Below are 18,156 nucleotides of genomic sequence, written 5' to 3' on the forward strand. Positions count from 1 at the left end.
ATGGTCGGGTGGGGCGTCGTCCTCGTTCGGTCGGGGCGCAAACGGCTCGGCAGCCGCGCCGGTGAGGTGATGGGGCGCGGCGGGGAGGGTGCGTGGCCGGGAGCGTCAGACGAGGACGGTGCGTCAGACGAGGACGGTCTCGCGGGACTTGTCGCGGCGGCGCGGGCGGCTGCGGAGAATCTCCGAGCGCTCGGCCTCGCTCATGCCGCCCCAGATGCCGTAGGGCTCGCCGACCGCCAGCGCGTGCGCGCGGCACTGCTCCAGCACCGGGCAGGACTGGCAGATGGACTTGGCGCGCATCTCGCGCATCGCCCGGGCGCGGCCGCGCTCGCCCTCGGGGTGGAAGAACACCGAGGAGTCCGCGCCGCGGCAGGAACCGTGCAGCTGCCAGTCCCACAGGTCCGCGTTCGGTCCGGGAAGATGGTCGATGTGCGTCATGGCCTGGAATCTCCTAGAAAAGACACTCGTGCTTGTGCGTCGAGCGCGCTCCGGCCCGCCGGAACCGCCCGGGCGCATCGGCTCCCCGGTCGGGTCGCCCACGGCGGCCAGTGTGGGCGCGCATTGTGAACCGTTGGTTAAGTGCGGGGAACCAACCGGCAGATTCGGGACGCAGTTTCGGAGAACTTCTTGCCCGCGCGGGATTTGAGGGCCGCCGGGTGTGGCGGGGATCACCGGCTCGCCGAATACGGCCAACGCCGGACAACCTGAGAAAGCGGTGAGGTAGAATCGACGCGCATTGGCGACGATCATTGACGTCGAGTATCCGGTGTGCGGGGTGCGCGCCCCGCGGCGGCCGCCGCGCCGTCGATCGTGATGACCGCCCAGGCCGGCGGCCGATGACCCCCGTCGGCAAACGGGGAGGGAAGGAACGGCATGGCCGACGATGACGTGGTCCGCGAATGGGTGCGGCGTGCCATCGACGGCGACGCCGACGCCTTCGACTCCCTGATGCGCCACATCCACCCGCCGATCGTCCGGTACTGCCGCGCGCGCATGGGCCAGGATGGCGCGGTGTCCGCGGACGACGTCGCCCAGGAGACCATGCTGGCCGTCGCCAAGTCCCTGGACCGCTACACCGACCGTGGCCGGCCCTTCATGGCCTACGTCTACGGGGTGGCGTCCCACAAGGTCGCGGACGCGCATCGGGCGGGCGCCAGGGACCTGTCCCACCCCTACGAAACGCTGCCGGATGCCCCCGTAGCGGGGGGCGGACCAGAGGAAGCGGCCCTTCTGGGCGACGCCGGTAACGAAGTGAGCGCATTGCTCGATTCATTGAGTGACAAGGCGCGGGACATCATCATCCTGCGGGTGTTCGAGGGGCTGCCGGCCGAAGAGGTCGCGCGGCTCGTGGGAAGCACCCCGGGCGCGGTGCGGGTCGCGCAGCACCGTGCATTGGCCAAGCTTCGTGCGGTGGTAGAGGAAAAGGCGGCGCGGGACCAGTCCGGGGAAATCCGGAGGGCCCGGTGACGATGGACGACAGGCAGGAAAAGGAGGCGGCGATGGGCGATCAGCGCGACCCCCGGCGCGCCCGGTGGGATGACGCGGCGGCGGGCGTCGAAAAGATGCCCACCCCGCAGGAGTTGGCGGCGGACGACCGCTTCCTCGACGCCCTCGCCTCCGGTCGCCGCGACGTGTGCGGCGCGGGCGTGTACGGCACCGACTCGTACCTCGCGTCGCTGATCACCGATGCCCGCGAGTCCATCGGGGCCGAGCTGCCGCCGCTGCCCGAGATCGACCCCTCGGTGGCCGTGCCGGACCGCGACGTCGTCGACGTCGAGGTCGTGGCCGCCGAAGAGGACGTCGAGTCGGAGCGGGAGTCGGCCGTGGCCCACGGATCCGGGAACGAGGCCCCGCTGGCGGGCGCCACCGAACCCCGGTCAGAGGCGGGCGGCGTCCTGCGCGGCCCCGCTACCTGGTGGAAGCCGTCGCGCCTGGGCAGCGCCCTGATCGGCGCGGCCGCGTCGCTGACGCTCGTCGCCGGCGGCCTGTCCGCGATCCACTCCGCCGCCCCCGGCAGCGCGCTGTGGCCCGCCCGCGTGGCCATGTTCGGCGAACGTTCCGTGGAAATGGACCTGGCGGCGACCCTGCAGGAGGCCGATGCGGCGGGCAGGGCGGGCGACGTCGAGCGCGCCCGCGAACTGCTCGAGCACGCGGAGCGCCTGATGGCGAAGGTCGGCGAGTCCAACCGGCCCGCTCTGGAGTCCCAGATGCGCGAGACCGTGGAGCGCGTCCGCACCGTCACCCGCGCGCCGGAGACGGTGACCAACGAGCGCACCACCACGCAGCGCGAAACTCAGACTCTGGAGCCGGGGACGACCACGCGCACCGAGACCCGCACGGAAACGGTGACGGAGACCGTGACGCGTCCCAACGAGCCGACGCAGCCGACGCAGCCGACGACCACTTCCAATCCGGCGAGCGAGCCGCTGTCCAACGAGCGCCCGACGAAGCCGACCACCGACCCCGAGGCCGTCCGTTCGGCCCTGACGTCGGTGCCGGAGACGGTCGCCCCGGCGGCCGCGGCGGCGATCCAGCGGTTCTAGGCGTACCCGAGCTTCCGGGCGCCCCCGGGGGACTTGCCCCGATGTACTAGGGCCGGCGGCGCCCGTCGACGAACCCGGCGCAGTAATCCCACGGTGCGTAGCGGGTGGGGTCCGGATCGTACTGCGGCTCATGCACGGGGGACTGCTTGCCGCTGAGCAGCAGTTTGTAGTGCGTCTCCAGGACGTCCCAGTTGTAGTAGTGCATTTCGCCGCAGTCGTCGCACATCATGGACACGCCCCACAGGCCTTCGGGGCCGAGGACGGCACGGAATTCGCGGACCGCCTCCAGATCTTCCGCGACCTCGATGCGCTCCTGGTCCGACAGCGGCTCGAAGGGCTCGTCCGGGTCGAGCAGGTGCGATGGGTCGTCGGGATCGCCCTCGAAGGGGTCGCGCGGCATGGACGACCAAAAATCACGATTCACACGGCCCACCGTAGCGGGGGCCGGGGGCAAGTTACTACCCGCCCGAGATTGGGATTACCCTGTACGGTGATCCGAACTTTCGGCGGCGCGACCAGGAGGACGACTATCCATGACGAACCCCACCGGAATCAGCTTGGGGGGCGATGACGCGGGCAAGATTCCGCTCGTCGGCCTGACCTTCGACGATGTCCTGCTCATCCCGGATGCTTCGGACGTGATTCCGTCGGCGGTGGACACGTCCACCCAGCTGACGCGCGAGATCCGGCTGAACGTGCCGATCATCTCGGCGGCGATGGACACCGTCACCGAGTCCCGCATGGCCATCGCGATGGCCCGCCAGGGCGGCATGGGCATCCTGCACCGCAACCTCTCGGTCGAGGATCAGGCGCAGCAGGTGGAGATCGTCAAGCGCTCCGAGGCCGGCATGGTCACCAACCCGGTCACCTGCTCGCCGGACGAGACCATCGGCGACGTCGACGCCAAGTGCGCCCGCTTCCGCATCTCCGGTCTGCCGGTGGTGGACGAGGCCGGCAAGCTCGTCGGCATCTGCACCAACCGCGACATGCGGTTCGAGACCGATCCGACGCGCCCGGTGCGCGAGGTCATGACGCCGATGCCGCTGGTCGTCGCGGAGCAGGGCGTGTCCGGCGACGCCGCCCTGAACCTGCTGCGCTCGCACAAGGTGGAGAAGCTGCCGATCGTCGACGGCGAGGGCAAGCTGACCGGCCTGATCACGGTGAAGGACTTCGTCAAGCAGGACCAGTACCCGAATTCGTCGAAGGACGGCAAGGGCCGTCTCCTGGTCGGCGCGGGCATCGGCACGGGAGAGGATTCCTGGGAGCGCGCCCAGGCGCTTGCCGACGCCGGCGTGGACGTCCTGGTCGTGGACACGGCTCACGCCCACAACACCGGCGTGCTGGACATGGTCTCGCGCGTGAAGAAGGAGTTCGGCGACCGCGTGCAGGTCATCGGCGGCAACCTGGCCACCCGGCAGGCCGCCCAGGCGATGATCGACGCCGGCGCGGACGCCATCAAGGTCGGCATCGGCCCGGGCTCCATCTGCACCACCCGCGTCGTGGCGGGCGTCGGTGCGCCGCAGATCACCGCCATCATGGAGGCGGCGGTCCCGGCGAAGAAGGCGGGCGTGCCCATCATCGCCGACGGCGGCATGCAGTTCTCCGGCGACATCGCCAAGGCGCTGGCCGCCGGCGCGTCGACCGTGATGCTGGGTTCGCTGCTGGCCGGCACCGCGGAGGCACCGGGCGAGACCGTCGTCGTCAACGGCAAGCAGTACAAGATGTACCGCGGCATGGGCTCCCTGGGCGCCATGCAGGGCCGCGGCCTGACCGGCGAGAAGCGCTCCTACTCGAAGGACCGTTACTTCCAGGCCGACGTGCTCAGCGAGGAGAAGCTGGTTCCGGAGGGCATCGAGGGCCGCGTGCCGTACCGTGGCCACCTGGACACCATCGTCCACCAGCTCGTCGGCGGCCTGCGCGCCGCGATGGGCTACACCGGCTCCGCCACGATCGAGCAGCTCAACGAAGCCAAGTTCGTGCAGATCACCGCCGCGGGCCTGCGCGAGTCGCACCCGCACGACATCCAGATGACCGTCGAGGCCCCGAACTACTACCAGCGCTAGCCAACCGCGCTACTAAGGAATCCATTACCCATGCGTGACATGGTCGAAATCGGCATCGGCCGCGAGGCCCGCCGCACCTATGACCTCGAGCAGATCTCCATCGTCCCGTCGCGGCGCACGCGTTCGTCGAAGGACGTGGACACCCGGTGGAAGATCGACGCCTACGAGTTCGGCTTCCCGCTGATGATGCACCCGACCGATTCCATTTCGGGCCCGGAGTCCGCGGCTGAGTTCGCGCGTCTCGGCGGCCTGGCGGTGCTCAACGCGGAGGGCATCTGGGCCCGGCACGAGGACGGCGACGCCGCCATCGGCGAGGTGCTCGACGCGGTGTCGGGGGCCGAATGGCAGCTGAATTCCGCGGGCAACGAGGTGCTGCAGAAGCTCCACGCCGCCCCCATCGACGAGGAGCTGCTGGTCCGCCGGATCGCGGAGCTGCGCGAGTCCGGTGCGGTCACCGCCGCGCGCGTGAGCCCGCAGCGAGCCCGCGAGCTGACGCCGGTGCTGGTGAAGGCCGGCATCGATCTGCTGATCATCCAGGGCACCCTGATCTCCGCCGAGCACGTGACCTCCGACGGTGAGCCGCTGAACCTGAAGGACTTCATCGGGTCGCTCGACGTGCCGGTCATCGTCGGCGGCGTGTGCGATTACCGCACGGCGCTGCACCTGATGCGCACGGGCGCCGCCGGCGTCATCGTCGGCCCGGGCACGACCACGTCGCCGGAGGCCCTGGGCCTCGACGTCCCGATGGCCACCGCCATCGCCGACGCCGCCGCGGCCCGCCGCGATTACCTGGACGAGACCGGCGGCCGCTACGTGCACGTCATCGCCGACGCCGCGTTCGACTCGGCCGGCGACATCGCGAAGGCGATCGCGTGCGGCGCCGACGCGGTGGCGCTGTCGCGGGTCCTGGCCACCACGACGGAGGCCCCGGGCAAGGGCTGGCACTGGCCGTCGGCGGCCGCGCACCCGAAGTACCCGCGCGGCTACGTCGAGTTCGCCGACGTCGACGCGGACACCGATCCCGCCGTGCCCATGGAGCAGCTGCTGTTCGGGCCGACGTCGGATCCGTTCGGCAAGCGCAACATCGTCGGGGGCCTGCGCCGGGTGATGGCCAAGTGCGGCTTCACCGACGTGAAGTCCTTCCAGCGCGTGGAGCTCACCGTCCGCTAGGACCCTTCCGGCCTTCGCTTGCGCCGAGGCCCGTTGCGGCGCCCGGGGTTTCCCCGGGCGCCGCTTCGTCGTCTGCGGCGCCTCCCCGCTCCGCCGCTCGCCCTGAGGCGCCTTCCCGCCCCCCTTCCTGCCCGGCCTCCCCGCGTCGCGGGGGCCTTCGCTTTGCGACGCCCCTCATTCGTTGGTTTCGCCCGCGAAAACCGGCATCGCGGTCCGGAAACGCTGCTAGCGTGACGTGCGTAACAAACGGGTTTCGCCGGGTGGAGTTCGCCCGGGCGCAGTCGATGCGCGCCCGCAGGAGGAAAGGTTGCGAATAATGGCACGGGATTACGATGTGCTCGTCGTCGGCTCCGGCTTCGGCGGCTCCGTGGCGGCGCTGCGGTTGACGGAAAAGGGCTACCGCGTCGGCGTGATCGAGGCGGGACGGCGGTTCGAGGACCACGAGTTCGCCAAGACCAGCTGGCGCCTGAACAAGTACCTGTGGGCGCCGAAGCTCGGCCTGTTCGGCGTGCAGCGCGTGCACCTGCTCAAGGACGTCATGATCCTCGCCGGCGCCGGCGTCGGCGGCGGTTCCCTGAACTACGCCAACACCCTGTACAAGCCGCCGTCCCCCTTCTTCCGCGATGCCCAGTGGGGCCACATCACCGACTGGGAGAAGGAGCTGACCCCGTACTACGAGCAGGCGCGGAAGATGCTCGGCGTGGTCACCAACCCGTCGATCACCCCGGCCGACCGGGTCATGCGCGAGGTCGCGGAGGACATGGGCGTCGGCGACACCTTCGTGCCCACCCCGGTGGGCGTGTTCTTCGGCGCCAAGACCGGCGGCGAGGGCGAGCCGGGCGAGACCGTGCCCGACCCGTACTTCGGCGGCGCCGGCCCCGATCGCACCGCGTGCACCGAGTGCGGCGAGTGCATGACGGGCTGCCGCCACAACGCCAAGAACACCCTGCTGAAGAACTACCTGCACCTGGCGGAGAAGGGCGGCGCGCACATCATCCCGCGCACCACCGTCCGCGAGCTGCACCCGCGCGCCGACGGCTCGTGGGACGTGGTCGTCGAGCGCACCGGCGCCTGGGTGAACAAGCGCCGCCGCACCTTCACCGCCGACCACGTCATCGTGGCGGCGGGCGCCTGGGGCAGCCAGAATCTGCTGCACCGCCAGAAGCAGGACGGCCACCTGCCCAACATCTCCGACCGCCTGGGCCACATGACCCGCACCAACTCCGAGGCCATCGTCGGCGCCATGCGCCCGACCATCGACCCGAACGCGGATTACTCGGAGGGCGTGGCCATCACGTCGTCGTTCTTTCCCGAGCCGCACACGCACATCGAGCCGGTGCGCTACGGCAAGGGCTCCAACGCCATCGCGCTGCTGCAGACGCTGATGACCGACGGCGGCCCCGGTGGCCCGCGCTGGTGGAAGCTGATCAAGGGCCTCGCCGAGGACCCGAAGGTGCTGCTGCAGCTGGTCAACCTGCGCAAGTGGTCGCAGCGCACGGTGATCTCGCTGGTCATGCAGAACTCCAACAACAGCCTGACCACGCACCTGCGCAACTGGGGCCCGCTGCGGCTGCTGTCGTCGCGCCAGGGCGAGGGAGAGCCGAACCCGTCGTGGATCCCCGCCGGCAACGAGGCCACCCGCCGCGTGGCCGACAAGATCGGCGGCGTCGCCGGCGGCACGTGGGGCGAGATCTTCGACATCCCGCTGACCGCCCACTTCATCGGCGGCGCGCCGATCTCCGATTCCCCGGAGCGCGGCGTCGTCGACCCCTACAACCGCGTGTGGGGCCATCCGACGCTGCACATCACCGACGGCACGGCGATGCCCGCCAACCCCGGCGTCAACCCGTCGCTGTCCATCACGGCCATCGCCGAGCGCGCCACCGCGCTGTGGCCGAACAAGGGCGAGGCCGACCCCCGCCCCTCCCAGGACGAGGCCTACCGCGACATCGCCCCCGTCGCGCCCGTCGCCCCGGTGGTGCCCGCCGATGCGCCCGCCGCACTGAATCTGGGCATGCCCGTCCGCAGGTGATGCGGGGGAGACGCGGGACGTCGCAAAGCGAGCGGGCGGGGCGGCCCGGAGCCGAAACCGGGCCGCCCCCGCCGGTGCGCTAAGATCGCGGTGTGTCCGATCAGGTAAATCACCCCGTACTCGTCGTCGACTTCGGCGCGCAGTATGCGCAGCTCATCGCGCGCCGCGTCCGCGAGGCCAACATCTACTCCGAGGTCGTGCCGCACACCGCCACGATCGAGGAAATCCGCGCCAAGAACCCGCGCGCGCTGGTGCTGTCCGGCGGCCCGTCCAGCGTCAACGAGGACGGCGCCCCCGCGCTGGATCCGGAGCTGCTGGAACTGGGCATCCCGGTGTTCGGCATCTGCTACGGCTTCCAGGCCATGGCCCGCGCGCTGGGCGGCACCGTCGCCGCCACCGGCGACCGCGAATACGGCCGCACCACGCTGAACGTCGCGGGCGGGGACGTGCTCCACGCCGGCACCCCGGAAAGCCACGAAGTGTGGATGAGCCACGGCGACGCCGTGTCCGAGGCCCCCGAGGGCTTCACCGTCACCGCGTCGACCAAGGGCGCGCCCGTCGCGGCCTTCGAGTGCCCCGAGCGGAAGATGGCCGGCGTGCAGTACCACCCGGAGGTCAACCACTCGCCGTACGGCCAGCAGGTGCTGCAGCGCTTCCTCACCGAAATCGCCGGCCTGGAGCAGAACTGGACCGCCGCGAACATCGCCGAGGAGCTCATCGACGCCGTGCGCGAGCAGGTCGGCGAAGGCCGGGCGATCTGCGGCCTGTCCGGCGGCGTCGACTCCGCCGTCGCCGCGGCGCTGGTGCAGCGCGCCATCGGCGACCGCCTCACCTGCGTGTTCGTCGACCACGGGCTGCTGCGCCAGGGTGAGCGCGAGCAGGTCGAAACCGACTTCGTCGCCGCCACCGGCGCGAAGCTGATCACCGTCGACGACCGCAAGGTCTTCCTCGACGCGCTGGCCGGCATCACGGACCCGGAAACCAAGCGCAAGACCATCGGCCGCGAGTTCATCCGCTCCTTCGAGCGCGCCGTGGCCCGTGCGCTGGAGGGCGCGCCGGAGGGCGAGACCGTGGACTACCTGGTCCAGGGCACCCTGTACCCGGACGTCGTCGAATCCGGCGGCGGCTCGGGCACCGCGAACATCAAGAGCCACCACAACGTCGGCGGCCTGCCGGACGACGTCGAGTTCACCCTCGTCGAGCCGCTGCGCCTGCTGTTCAAGGACGAGGTCCGCGCCGTCGGCCGCGAGCTCGGCCTGCCGGAGGCCATCGTCGGCCGCCAGCCGTTCCCCGGCCCGGGCCTGGGCATCCGCATCATCGGCGCCGTCGACGAGGAGCGCCTGGACACCCTGCGCCGCGCCGACGCCATCGCCCGCGAGGAGATGACCGCCGCCGGCCTCGACGACATCGTCTGGCAGTGCCCGGTGGTGCTGCTCGCCGACGTCCGCTCCGTGGGCGTGCAGGGCGACGGCCGCACCTACGGCCACCCGATCGTGCTGCGCCCCGTCACCTCCGAGGACGCCATGACGGCCGACTGGACCCGCGTGCCCTACGAGGTGCTCGAGCGCATCTCCACCCGCATCACCAACGAGGTCGCGGAGGTCAACCGCGTGGTCCTGGACATCACGTCCAAGCCGCCGGGAACCATCGAATGGGAGTAGGCGCCGCGCAGCGCGCGACCGCCTTCCCGCGAAGCCGAAAGCCGGCCCCCGTTTTCCGGGGCCGGCTTTCGCTTTCTTTGCCGGCGCTGCGGCGGGAGCCCGCCGCGCGGGGTTAGGGCGGGCTATGCTCGCGGGCATGAGCATCGTGAAGATCAACGCCATTTCCGTCCCCGAAGGCGCCGGCGAGGAGCTGGAGCGCCGGTTCGCCGCCCGCGCCGGTTCCATCGACGGCCAGCCCGGATTCGAAGGCTTCCAGCTGCTGCGCCCGACCGCCGGCGAGGACCGCTACTTCGTGGTCACGCATTGGGCCGACGAGGAGTCCTACGCGGCGTGGCGCGACGGCGATGCCCGCGCCGCCCACGCAGGGGGTCATGGCAAGCCGGTGGCGACCGGCGCCAACCTCCTGGAGTTCGACGTGGTCCTGGACGTGCCGGGCACGAAGTAAGGGGGCGGCCCGCCGCATCTCCGCCCACGAGTGCGCGGCCTCGGGGCCGTGGCGCACACTCGCGGGCCCACCGCCGCCTACGTGACCGGCGCGGTTGACGCGGTTCCGCGCATGCGCATACACTTTCGAACGTAGGACGTTTGTTCGATCGTCCGGGGAGTTCGATCGTCGGGGAGGTGGGCATGCCCGCGTTGCGCGCCGTGCCGGACCTGTCCGGCCTCAATCGCGAAGACACCGTCGCCGCGCTGCGGAAATCCATGGCGGGGCTGGGCGTCGCCGTGCCCGAATCGGTCGGCGGCGTCGACGAGGGGTACGGCCCCGCCGGGACCGCCGGTGACGGTGGCGGCCGCATTTCCGCTGCGCACAAGGGCAATTCCCCGGACTCGTCCCCGTCGGCGCCGACCCCCGACGGCCGCGTCCCGGTCCCCGCCGGGCTGGCGGGGCTTCTCGACGGCGGCCTGATCAAAGGCGCCGCCAGCTCCATCGACGCCGCGGGAGCGGTCGTGGCGGGAATCCTCGCCGAGGTGACGGCCGCCGGCGGGCACGTCGCCCTCGTCGGCCTGCCGGACTTCTCCCCGCTGGGCATCGTCGAACAAGGGGGCGACCTGGCCAGGGTCCTCGACGTCCCGGACCCCGGCGATTCACCGCTCGAAGTGGTGGCGCTGTTGGCCGATGGGGTTGACGTGGTCGTCGTCAAGCTGGACCGCACGCCCCCGCCCTCCGCCGCTCGTCCGGTGATGGCGCGGCTGCGGGGGTCGGGGTGCGCGCTGCTGCACGTCGGCGGGGAATGGCCGGGGTCGAAGGTGTCGGTGGCGTCGCGGGTGACGGCGATCCACGGGCTCGGCGCGGGGCACGGGCGCATCCGCGGCGTCGAGTTCCACGTGACGGCGCGCGGGGCGGGGCGGCCCGAACGCGGCGTGCGGTGGGCCATCGGCGAGTGCCCGGCGTCGGAGGCGGCTGCGGAGTGGGGCGGCGCCGATGGGGTGGGCGGCGGCGTGAGCGGCGGTATGGGCGCCCCCGACGCCTCGAACGTTGCCGCTTTCCCGCTGCGGAGGGCCGAGTGATGGGCGCCCGCATGACGGGCGGGGCGGACTGATGCGGATCCTGGGCCTGTGGCTGCCGGATTGGCCGATCCAGGCCGCGCGTTTTTCCGGGGCGACGGGGGATGCCGGGCCGGCGGCGCCGATCGCCGTCGTCGACGACACGACCGTCGCGGCCTGCTCCGATGCGGCGCGGCGGGCGGGCGTGCGCAGGGGGCAGGGGCGTCGGCACGCGCAGGCGGCGTGTCCCGATCTGGTGGTGGTGGACGCGGATCCGGCGCGTGATGCGGCGGAGTTCGAGCCGGTGCTCGCGCGCATCGGCGATGTCGCCGCGGGGGTGGAGGCGCTGCGCCCGGGCCTGGTGGTCCTCGGCGCCGATGGGCCCGCGAAGTATCACGGGGGCGAGGCGAGGGCGGTGGAGATGCTTCTCGACGCCGCCGCCCTCGCCGGTGCGGACTGCCTGGCGGGAATGGCCGATGACGTGATCACCGCGGTGCTGGCGGCGCGCCGCGGGGTGCAGGTGCCCGTGGGAGGCGGCCCGGCGTTTCTGCGCGGGGTGTCGCTGGCGGAGGTTGCGGCGGAGGCGGCGCTGGATTTCCCCGTGGAGTTGGGGCGGGCGTGGGCGGACCTGGGGTTGCGGACGCTGGGGGATGTGGCGGATCTGCCGGTGCGCGATGTCGCCGGGCGGTTCGGCGCGGAGGGGGCGCGCTGGCGGATGGTCGCAGCCGGGGAGCTGGAGCGGCGGGTGGCGCCGCGCACGCCGCCGCGGGATTTGGCGATCGTGCATCGGCCGGAGGAGGTTCTGTCCCGCGTCGATGCGGCGGCGTTCATCGCCCGTGCGTTGGCGGCGAAGCTGCACAACCGGCTGCGGGAGCATGGTTTGGCGTGCCACAGGTTGGCGGTGACCGCCGAGTTCACCGATGGGGCGGAGCTGCGCCGCGTGTGGCGGTGCGCCGGGCCCCTCGATGAGGCGGCGACCGCCGACCGGGTGCGCTGGCAGCTCGACGGTTGGCTGACGGGCCGCGCCATCGCGGCGGCGGAGGAATTCCCCGACGCCTTCCCAGACACTTTCCCCGATGATTCCGCCGAGGCCCGCGGCATCACGGCCTTGACGCTCGAGCCCCTGGAGGTCATCGTCGCGGGCGTCGAGCGCGATGCCCTGTGGGGCGGCGCGGATGCTGCGTCCGAGCGTGCCGGTCGCGCCGCCGCCCGCGTGCAGGGTTTGTTGGGGCCGGAGGCGGTGCGCCGCCCCGTCGACGTCGGCGGCCGCGGCCCGTCGGAGCGGGTGGCCATGGTTCCGGTGGGGGAGGAGTCCCCTCCCTGTTCCGGCCCGTGGCCCGGTGCGTTGCCCGCGCCGAATCCGGCGGTCACGCCGGCGGGTGCGCCGTCGGTGAGGCATCCGGCGTCGAAGGTTTCGCTTTGCGACGACTCCGGCAACCCCATCGCCGTCACCGGCCGGGGCGCCCTCACCGCGGTTCCGGCGGTGCTGAGCTGGGGCGGCAGGGATCATGCCGTCACCGCATGGGCGGGGCCATGGCCGGTTGATGAGCGGTGGTGGGCGCCCGATGGGGCGCGCCGCGCCGCCCGCATGCACGTCGCCGTCGACGGGGGCGAGCGGGGGCCGCAGGCGTTTCTGCTCATCGGTCACGCGGGCAGGTGGCGCATCGAAGGCAGGTACGGGTGATTGGGTAAGGCCCACCATGGGCAATGGAAATGGTTGGGGCCTTCCATGCGCCCGACACCCGTGTCTGTCAATCGTGCCCCGCCAAACACGCACTCCGACACGCGCGCCCGGTAACCGCCTTCCATCAAGCGCACACGTTGTTGCTCGCGCCTGACAACCAGCGCTCCGTCGAACGCGCACTGTGTCACGGTCGCGCGTAAACCGTGTCCGGCCGCACGCCGCCGCGCGCTCGAAATGACGGCGTCGGTGGCCCCGGCGGGCAGAGACGACGGGGGCCGATCAGAACCTGGCGTCACATCAGCCCCAAAGTTCGGGCCGTGCGTTCATTTTGAAACAGCCGGCCGGGAAAACACCAGGTGTTTTGCGCCGGCGGTGTTTCAGAATGAACGCGATCGGCCGATGTTGGGGCCAGTGTGACGAACCCGTGGGCCGGCGGGCGTGCACGGCGGTGAACCGGTGTGTCCGCCGAACAGCTGCGGCCGACGCGCGCATGCCTTCACCCCCGCCGAACACCACCCCGACACGACGAAACCCCGGCGCCGGACAAACCGGGCGCCGGGGCGTCGTAAAGCGAAAAAAGCCGCGCGCTACCGCGCCTCGATGTCGATGATCAGCCGCGTCGGGTTCTTCGCCTTGAACACCTTGAACGGGCGACGTTCGCCGTCGATGCCCGCCACGTACTGCGTGGTGCCCTCGAACGTGCCGAACCCTCGGACCTCCGAAATCGCCGACGTGCCCTTCGGCTTCACCGGACCATTCGGGTAATCGTCGACGTTGAAATCAAACGGGTACCCCGTGCCCCGCACGTCGATGGCCAACTTGTGAGCGCCGCTGATGCTGATCGGCTTGCCGCTGCCCTGCTGGGTGGGCATGTCCTCGTAACGCACCCAATACCCCGGCGCGCCGTCGCCCATGAACTCGATGACGATGCGGTCGAAACCATCATGCGAGCCGATGCGCACATCCTTGATGCCCAGATACGACCCATCCGCGGGGGCGGCCTCCGCAGGCGCGGCGGAGTACTCCCCCTCAGGGGCGGCATCGGCCTCCAGCGTCGCGGGCGAACCGCCGGTGGTGCGGTCGCCGTTTCCATTTCCGCCGGAGGACGAGGGCGAATCGCCGTTGCGCATCGACACCGCCGAATCCGCCCCGGCGTCACCGCCGGGCGAACAGGCGGCGAGACCAAGAGCCAAAGAGCCGGCGGCGAGCACCGCCACCACGGAACGGACGGCGGCCCGATTCGATCGGAGCGAGGTGCGGGTGTCGGACATCATGCATTCGACCGTAGGGCTGGCCCACATGATTGGCAATAAGCCTTGGGAACAAAACCCCAGGTCGCCCGGTACAGAGTGCAAAGTGTTGTAAAACAGTGACCTGACGGGGGCGACGAACGCGGCCAAATGCACCTTGTTAGGCTTAGCTCATGACGGATTCCGTGTGCTCTGACCTGCGACACGAGCCGCTGCCGGGCACGGCGAAGAGCGGCACCCTGTTCATCGCGCTCGAGCATCAGTACGGGTGGAGCCACGACATCCTCGACGGCGGCGTCTTCGGCGACGAGCTCACCGCGCGGATCAAGGAATGGCTCGCGGAGCGCGGCGGGGCGCTGCAGCTGATCCGCAAGCCGGGGCGGCTCGGCCAGATCCCCTGCGACGGCGTGACCATGTACGTCGCGCACTGCCCGCCGCGGATTGCGGGGGAGGGGGATGGCAGTGGCGGCACGGGCGGCACCGACGCCGATGCCCCCGCGCCCGCGATCACGTCCCCGCACCTGGAGGTCCGCAAGGTCCGCGACGTCGAGGAAATGCTGACCCTGGACATCCGGTTGGGGCGGCGGACGGAGGGGGCGCGGGCCGTCGACAAGCCCCTGCTGCTGGTGTGCACGCACGGCAAACGCGACCGGTGCTGCGCGGTGAAGGGCCGGCCGATCGCGCAGGCGCTGAACAACGTGCACCCCGACATCGTGTGGGAGACCTCCCATTCGAAGGGGCACCGGTTCGCGCCGGCGTTGGTGCTGCTGCCGTGGAATTACTCGTACGGGCGGCTGTCGGCGGTGGAGACGAACGAGATGCTTCACGACGCCTCGTCCGGCGTCCTCCATTCCGGCGGCTGCCGCGGGCGAGGGGTGTGGGACGCCCGCGGGCAAGTCGCGGAGCTCGCCGCGCGCGAAGAGGCCGACGAGTGGGGGATCGACGCCGTGGCGTCCGTGACCGTGTCCGGCGTGGTCGACGCCGTGCTGGCCGATGCCGGGGAGCATTCGCCGGAGATGCTCGGACGGCTGCGCGGGGTGCTGGTGCACGCGCCCGCCGCCGACGCCGCGGCCGTGGTGGAGTTCGGCGACGGCCGCTGCTTCGGCGTCGCCCTGGGGAAGATGGTCACCGAGGGCGTGGTGTCGTCCTGCGGCGATGCGCCCGGGCCGAAGAAGGGGTGGCGGGCGCTGGCGGCGGAGCGGATTTAGCGGCCCCTCAACCGCAGATGCGCCAGTTCCAGGCAGATGCGCCAGTTCCGACGGTGCGCGGGACGGTTCGCCGTGTCTAGTCGTCCCCCTCAAGCACAGATGCGCCAGTTACAGGCAGATACACCCGTTGCAACGGGCGCATCTGCCTGTAACTGGCGCATCTGCGAGGTGAGGCGGGTGGAGCTGGCCGGTGCGGTCGGCCGGTGCCGAGATTTGGCCCCGAACGCGAGGGTTTGGTCCGGGAGGTGGGGCAGTACCGGCACCACCACCGGCACCACCGCACCCGCCCCACCTACCGCCGCATGACCTTCTTCGCCAGGACGTTGCCCAGCAGCTGGGCGGCCTGGACGATGAGGATGATCACCAGCGTGGTCACCAGCGTCACGTTCCAGTCGAACGCGCGGTAGCCGTAGACGATGGCGAAGTCGCCGAGCCCGCCGCCGCCGATGTAACCGGCCATCGCGGACATGTCCACCACCGCGATGAACGCGAAGGTGTAGCCCAGGATCAGCGGGCCGAGCGCCTCGGGGACGATGACCGTCCGGATGATCCGCCACGGACTCGCGCCCATCGCCCGCGCCGCCTCGATGACGCCGGGGTCGATGGACATGAGGTTCTGCTCGACCAGGCGGGCGACGGCGAAGGACGCGGCGATGGTCATGACGAAAATCGCCGCCTCGGTGCCGATGGTCTTGCCCACGGCGATCTTGGTCAGCGGGCCGACGGCGGTGACCAGGATGATGAACGGGATGGGCCTGACGAAGTTCACGGCGAGGTTCAGCAGCGTGTGCAGCGGCCCCGACGGCAGCACGCCCGACGAGCGCGACACGTACAGCAGCACGCCGAGCGCCAGCCCGACGAAACCGCCGATGACCATGGTCACGCCGACCATCCACAGCGTTTCGCCGAAGGCGTCCCACATGCGCGGGCCGAGCTGGTCCCAGTTGGTGTCGCGGGCGAGGATCTCGGTCGTCGCGGTCGCGGCGGCGTTGACGGTCGCGGTGGTCGCGGTCATCGGATGACCTCGCTTTCGGTGAACTCGTTGAGCTTTGCGACGATGCGCTCGGCCGCCGCGGTCACGTCGCGGCCGGCGTCCCCGGTCTCCCCGCCGGCGCCCGCGGTTGCGGCGCCCCCGGTCGCGCTGAGCCGCAGCGTCAGACGGCCGAACGACCGGGCCTGCACGTTGGAAACGGAGCCGTGGGCGACGGTGGCGTCGAGCCCCTCGGCTCGCGCGATGTCGAGCACGCGGCCCAGGGGGACGTCGTCGTCGACGCGGACGGTGACCAGTGCGGCGGCGTCGTCGGCAAGCGAACCGACCACCGAATCGAGCTCCCGCCCCGCGGGGCGGTCCCGCAGCGCAGTGGCCGCGAACCGCCGTCCGACCTCGGTGGTCGGGTGGGCGAAGAGGTCGTGGACGGCGGCGTGCTCGACGACCCGGCCGTTTTCCATCACCGCGACGTGGTCGGCGATGGCGCGCACCACCGACATTTCGTGGGTGATCAGGACGATGGTCACGCCGAATTTCCGGTTGACCTCGCGCAGCAGCTCGAGCACGTCGGCGGTGGTCTCCGGGTCGAGGGCCGAGGTGGCCTCGTCGGCGAGCAGCAGCGACGGGTTCGTGGCCAGCGCGCGGGCGATGCCGACGCGCTGCTTCTGCCCGCCCGAAAGCTGCTCGGGGTAGGAATCGCCGCGGTCGCCCAGGCCGACGAATTCGAGCAGCTCGGCGACGCGTTCCTTCCGCTCGGCGCGGGGCATGCCGGCCAGTTCCAGCGGGTAGGCGACGTTGCCGGCGACGGTGCGGGAGGTGAAGAGGTTGAACTGCTGGAAGATCATGCCGATGTCGCGGCGGACCTCGCGCAGCTCCCGCTCCTTCATCCCGGCGATGTCCGTGCCGTCGAGGAGCACCTCGCCGGACGTCGGGGATTCCAGGCCGTTGATCAGGCGGATCAGCGTCGACTTGCCGGCGCCGGAGTAGCCGATGACGCCCAGGACGCCGCCCGGCTCGACGGACAGGGTGACGTCGTCGACGGCGGGGGTGGCCGATTTGCCGGAGCCGAAGACCTTGGACACTCCGCGCAGTTCGACGCGGGTGCCGGCGCCGGAATTACTGGGCATCGGGGTTCTCGCGGGCGTCCTTTTCGGCGGCGTCGAGGATGGCCTCGAGGTCGGCGGCGGGGCGCTGGACCGGGATGGAGGTGCCGCGGGAGTCGCGGGCGACGGCTTCGGTGACCTCGGGGCTGTGCCAGATCTCCGCGAGCTTCTTCAGCTGCGGGTTGTCCTTGTTGGCCTGAGTGGTGGCGAAGACGTTGATGTACGGCTCGGCGGCCTTGTCGTTGGGGTCGTCCTTGAAGATCGCCGAGTTCGGGTCGATGTCGGCGCGGTCGAGGAAGGTGTTGTTGATCACCGCCGGGGTGCCTTCGCCGTAGGCGGCGGGGGTCTGGGCGGCGTCGATGGGGGTGACGGTGACGCGGGACTTTTCGGCGTCGATGTCCAGCGGCGTCGGGTTGGCGGAGTCGCCCTTGAGGGTGATCAGGCCGGCTTTCTGCAGGACGCTGAGGGCGCGGCCCTGGTTGGTGGAGTCGTTGGGGATGACGACTTCGGTGCCGTCCTTGATGTCCTCGGGCTTGTCGCCGCCCTTCCAGTACAGGCCGAGGGGGACGATTTCGGTTGAGGCGATGGGGGTGAGGTCGGCGTCGGCGCCGACGTTGTACTGCGCCAGGTACTTGATGTGCTGGAACAGGTTGACGTCGAGTTCGCCTTCGTTGAGGGCGGTGTTGACGGGCGGGTATTCGGTGAAGGGCACGATCTCCATGTCGATGCCGGCTTCCTTGACCTTCTTCTCGAAGACCTGCCAGGCCTCCTTTTCGAAGTCGGTGGTGCCGATGCGGATCGTGTCGCCCTCGGCGAGCGGCTGCGCGGGCTCGTCGTTGCCGCAGGCGACCAGGCCGGTGGCTGCGAAGGCCAGGGCGACGGCGCCGGCTGCGAAACGTCGCAATGCCATGTGCTTCTCCTTCAGTGTGGGCCCGTCTCGCGGTTCGCGAATAGACCAAGCTGTCTTGT

General features: G+C 71.0%; 16 protein-coding genes. 10 read left to right on the forward strand and 6 right to left on the reverse strand.

The annotated features are described in order from the left end of the window. Positions 1-123: 123 nt before the first annotated feature. On the reverse strand, positions 124-438 hold the full coding sequence (locus tag CHAN_RS02220; RefSeq protein ID WP_048740166.1) for a WhiB family transcriptional regulator: 315 nt from the start codon (positions 436-438) through the stop codon (positions 124-126). A gap of 435 nt (positions 439-873) precedes the next feature. Here CHAN_RS02220 and shbA point away from each other — a divergent pair, with 435 nt between their 5' ends. Together shbA and CHAN_RS02230 are read left to right on the forward strand one after the other, a co-directional pair. Beyond that, positions 874-1,467 (forward strand): RNA polymerase sigma factor ShbA, encoded by a 594-nt coding sequence (shbA, locus tag CHAN_RS02225; protein WP_290291276.1) that lies wholly within the window; start codon positions 874-876, stop codon positions 1,465-1,467. A gap of 2 nt (positions 1,468-1,469) precedes the next feature. After that, a complete protein-coding gene (locus CHAN_RS02230; RefSeq protein ID WP_290291278.1) occupies positions 1,470-2,543 on the forward strand; it encodes a hypothetical protein in 1,074 nt (357 codons plus the stop codon). A gap of 46 nt (positions 2,544-2,589) precedes the next feature. Here the strand turns inward: CHAN_RS02230 and CHAN_RS02235 are convergent, their stop codons facing one another. Then, complete coding sequence (locus tag CHAN_RS02235) at positions 2,590-2,967, reverse strand: DUF5319 domain-containing protein (RefSeq protein WP_241485350.1); 378 nt, start codon at positions 2,965-2,967, stop codon at positions 2,590-2,592. A gap of 109 nt (positions 2,968-3,076) precedes the next feature. Here CHAN_RS02235 and guaB point away from each other — a divergent pair, with 109 nt between their 5' ends. From guaB to CHAN_RS02270, 7 genes are all read left to right on the forward strand, one after another. Continuing rightward, positions 3,077-4,606, forward strand: coding sequence for an IMP dehydrogenase (gene guaB / locus CHAN_RS02240; protein WP_048740170.1), 1,530 nt, complete (start codon positions 3,077-3,079; stop codon positions 4,604-4,606). A 30-nt stretch (positions 4,607-4,636) separates the two neighbouring features. Continuing rightward, on the forward strand, positions 4,637-5,776 hold the full coding sequence (locus tag CHAN_RS02245) for a GuaB3 family IMP dehydrogenase-related protein (RefSeq protein WP_048740172.1): 1,140 nt from the start codon (positions 4,637-4,639) through the stop codon (positions 5,774-5,776). Between the two features lie 316 nt (positions 5,777-6,092). Continuing rightward, positions 6,093-7,808 carry an FAD-dependent oxidoreductase gene (locus CHAN_RS02250; protein ID WP_048740174.1) on the forward strand — a complete coding sequence of 572 codons (1,716 nt, stop codon included), beginning with the start codon at positions 6,093-6,095 and terminating at the stop codon, positions 7,806-7,808. Positions 7,809-7,900: 92 nt separating this feature from the next. Next, positions 7,901-9,469, forward strand: coding sequence for a glutamine-hydrolyzing GMP synthase (guaA, locus tag CHAN_RS02255; protein WP_048740176.1), 1,569 nt, complete (start codon positions 7,901-7,903; stop codon positions 9,467-9,469). Between the two features lie 136 nt (positions 9,470-9,605). Continuing rightward, positions 9,606-9,914 carry an antibiotic biosynthesis monooxygenase family protein gene (locus tag CHAN_RS02260; RefSeq protein ID WP_048740287.1) on the forward strand — a complete coding sequence of 103 codons (309 nt, stop codon included), beginning with the start codon at positions 9,606-9,608 and terminating at the stop codon, positions 9,912-9,914. Between the two features lie 182 nt (positions 9,915-10,096). Further along, positions 10,097-10,978, forward strand: coding sequence for a DnaE2-dependent mutagenesis accessory factor ImuA' (gene imuA', locus CHAN_RS02265; protein ID WP_290291285.1), 882 nt, complete (start codon positions 10,097-10,099; stop codon positions 10,976-10,978). 31 nt (positions 10,979-11,009) lie between these two features. Beyond that, positions 11,010-12,638, forward strand: a complete 1,629-nt coding sequence (locus tag CHAN_RS02270; protein ID WP_290291287.1) for a Y-family DNA polymerase — start codon at positions 11,010-11,012, stop codon at positions 12,636-12,638. Between the two features lie 587 nt (positions 12,639-13,225). Here the strand turns inward: CHAN_RS02270 and CHAN_RS02275 are convergent. Continuing rightward, positions 13,226-13,912: an AMIN-like domain-containing (lipo)protein gene (locus CHAN_RS02275; RefSeq protein WP_153251447.1), complete on the reverse strand. Its 687-nt coding sequence runs from the start codon at positions 13,910-13,912 to the stop codon at positions 13,226-13,228. A 149-nt stretch (positions 13,913-14,061) separates the two neighbouring features. Here CHAN_RS02275 and CHAN_RS02280 point away from each other — a divergent pair, with 149 nt between their 5' ends. Next, on the forward strand, positions 14,062-15,096 hold the full coding sequence (locus CHAN_RS02280) for a sucrase ferredoxin (RefSeq protein WP_290291290.1): 1,035 nt from the start codon (positions 14,062-14,064) through the stop codon (positions 15,094-15,096). Between the two features lie 292 nt (positions 15,097-15,388). Here CHAN_RS02280 and CHAN_RS02285 read toward each other — a convergent pair whose 3' ends face one another. The 3 genes from CHAN_RS02285 to CHAN_RS02295 form a co-directional block, all read right to left on the reverse strand. After that, positions 15,389-16,018 carry a methionine ABC transporter permease gene (locus CHAN_RS02285; RefSeq protein ID WP_290293269.1) on the reverse strand — a complete coding sequence of 210 codons (630 nt, stop codon included), beginning with the start codon at positions 16,016-16,018 and terminating at the stop codon, positions 15,389-15,391. Positions 16,019-16,107: 89 nt separating this feature from the next. Further along, complete coding sequence (locus tag CHAN_RS02290) at positions 16,108-17,211, reverse strand: methionine ABC transporter ATP-binding protein (protein WP_290291291.1); 1,104 nt, start codon at positions 17,209-17,211, stop codon at positions 16,108-16,110. Then, complete coding sequence (locus tag CHAN_RS02295; RefSeq protein WP_048740184.1) at positions 17,201-18,097, reverse strand: MetQ/NlpA family ABC transporter substrate-binding protein; 897 nt, start codon at positions 18,095-18,097, stop codon at positions 17,201-17,203. The genes CHAN_RS02290 and CHAN_RS02295 overlap by 11 nt, the downstream gene beginning before the upstream one ends. Between the last annotated feature and the right edge of the window lie 59 nt (positions 18,098-18,156).

The organism is Corynebacterium hansenii, assembly GCF_030408795.1.
GTDB lineage: Bacteria > Actinomycetota > Actinomycetes > Mycobacteriales > Mycobacteriaceae > Corynebacterium > Corynebacterium hansenii.

Coding starts and splice junctions, on each gene's coding strand:
- CHAN_RS02220 (WP_048740166.1), bottom strand. CDS start 438: ATGACGCACATCGACCATCTTCCCGGACCGAACGCGGACCTGTGGGAC.
- shbA (WP_290291276.1), top strand. CDS start 874: ATGGCCGACGATGACGTGGTCCGCGAATGGGTGCGGCGTGCCATCGAC.
- CHAN_RS02230 (WP_290291278.1), top strand. CDS start 1,470: ATGGACGACAGGCAGGAAAAGGAGGCGGCGATGGGCGATCAGCGCGAC.
- guaB (WP_048740170.1), top strand. CDS start 3,077: ATGACGAACCCCACCGGAATCAGCTTGGGGGGCGATGACGCGGGCAAG.
- CHAN_RS02245 (WP_048740172.1), top strand. CDS start 4,637: ATGCGTGACATGGTCGAAATCGGCATCGGCCGCGAGGCCCGCCGCACC.
- CHAN_RS02250 (WP_048740174.1), top strand. CDS start 6,093: ATGGCACGGGATTACGATGTGCTCGTCGTCGGCTCCGGCTTCGGCGGC.
- CHAN_RS02260 (WP_048740287.1), top strand. CDS start 9,606: ATGAGCATCGTGAAGATCAACGCCATTTCCGTCCCCGAAGGCGCCGGC.
- imuA' (WP_290291285.1), top strand. CDS start 10,097: ATGCCCGCGTTGCGCGCCGTGCCGGACCTGTCCGGCCTCAATCGCGAA.
- CHAN_RS02270 (WP_290291287.1), top strand. CDS start 11,010: ATGCGGATCCTGGGCCTGTGGCTGCCGGATTGGCCGATCCAGGCCGCG.
- CHAN_RS02275 (WP_153251447.1), bottom strand. CDS start 13,912: ATGATGTCCGACACCCGCACCTCGCTCCGATCGAATCGGGCCGCCGTC.
- CHAN_RS02280 (WP_290291290.1), top strand. CDS start 14,062: ATGACGGATTCCGTGTGCTCTGACCTGCGACACGAGCCGCTGCCGGGC.
- CHAN_RS02285 (WP_290293269.1), bottom strand. CDS start 16,018: ATGTGGGACGCCTTCGGCGAAACGCTGTGGATGGTCGGCGTGACCATG.
- CHAN_RS02290 (WP_290291291.1), bottom strand. CDS start 17,211: ATGCCCAGTAATTCCGGCGCCGGCACCCGCGTCGAACTGCGCGGAGTG.
- CHAN_RS02295 (WP_048740184.1), bottom strand. CDS start 18,097: ATGGCATTGCGACGTTTCGCAGCCGGCGCCGTCGCCCTGGCCTTCGCA.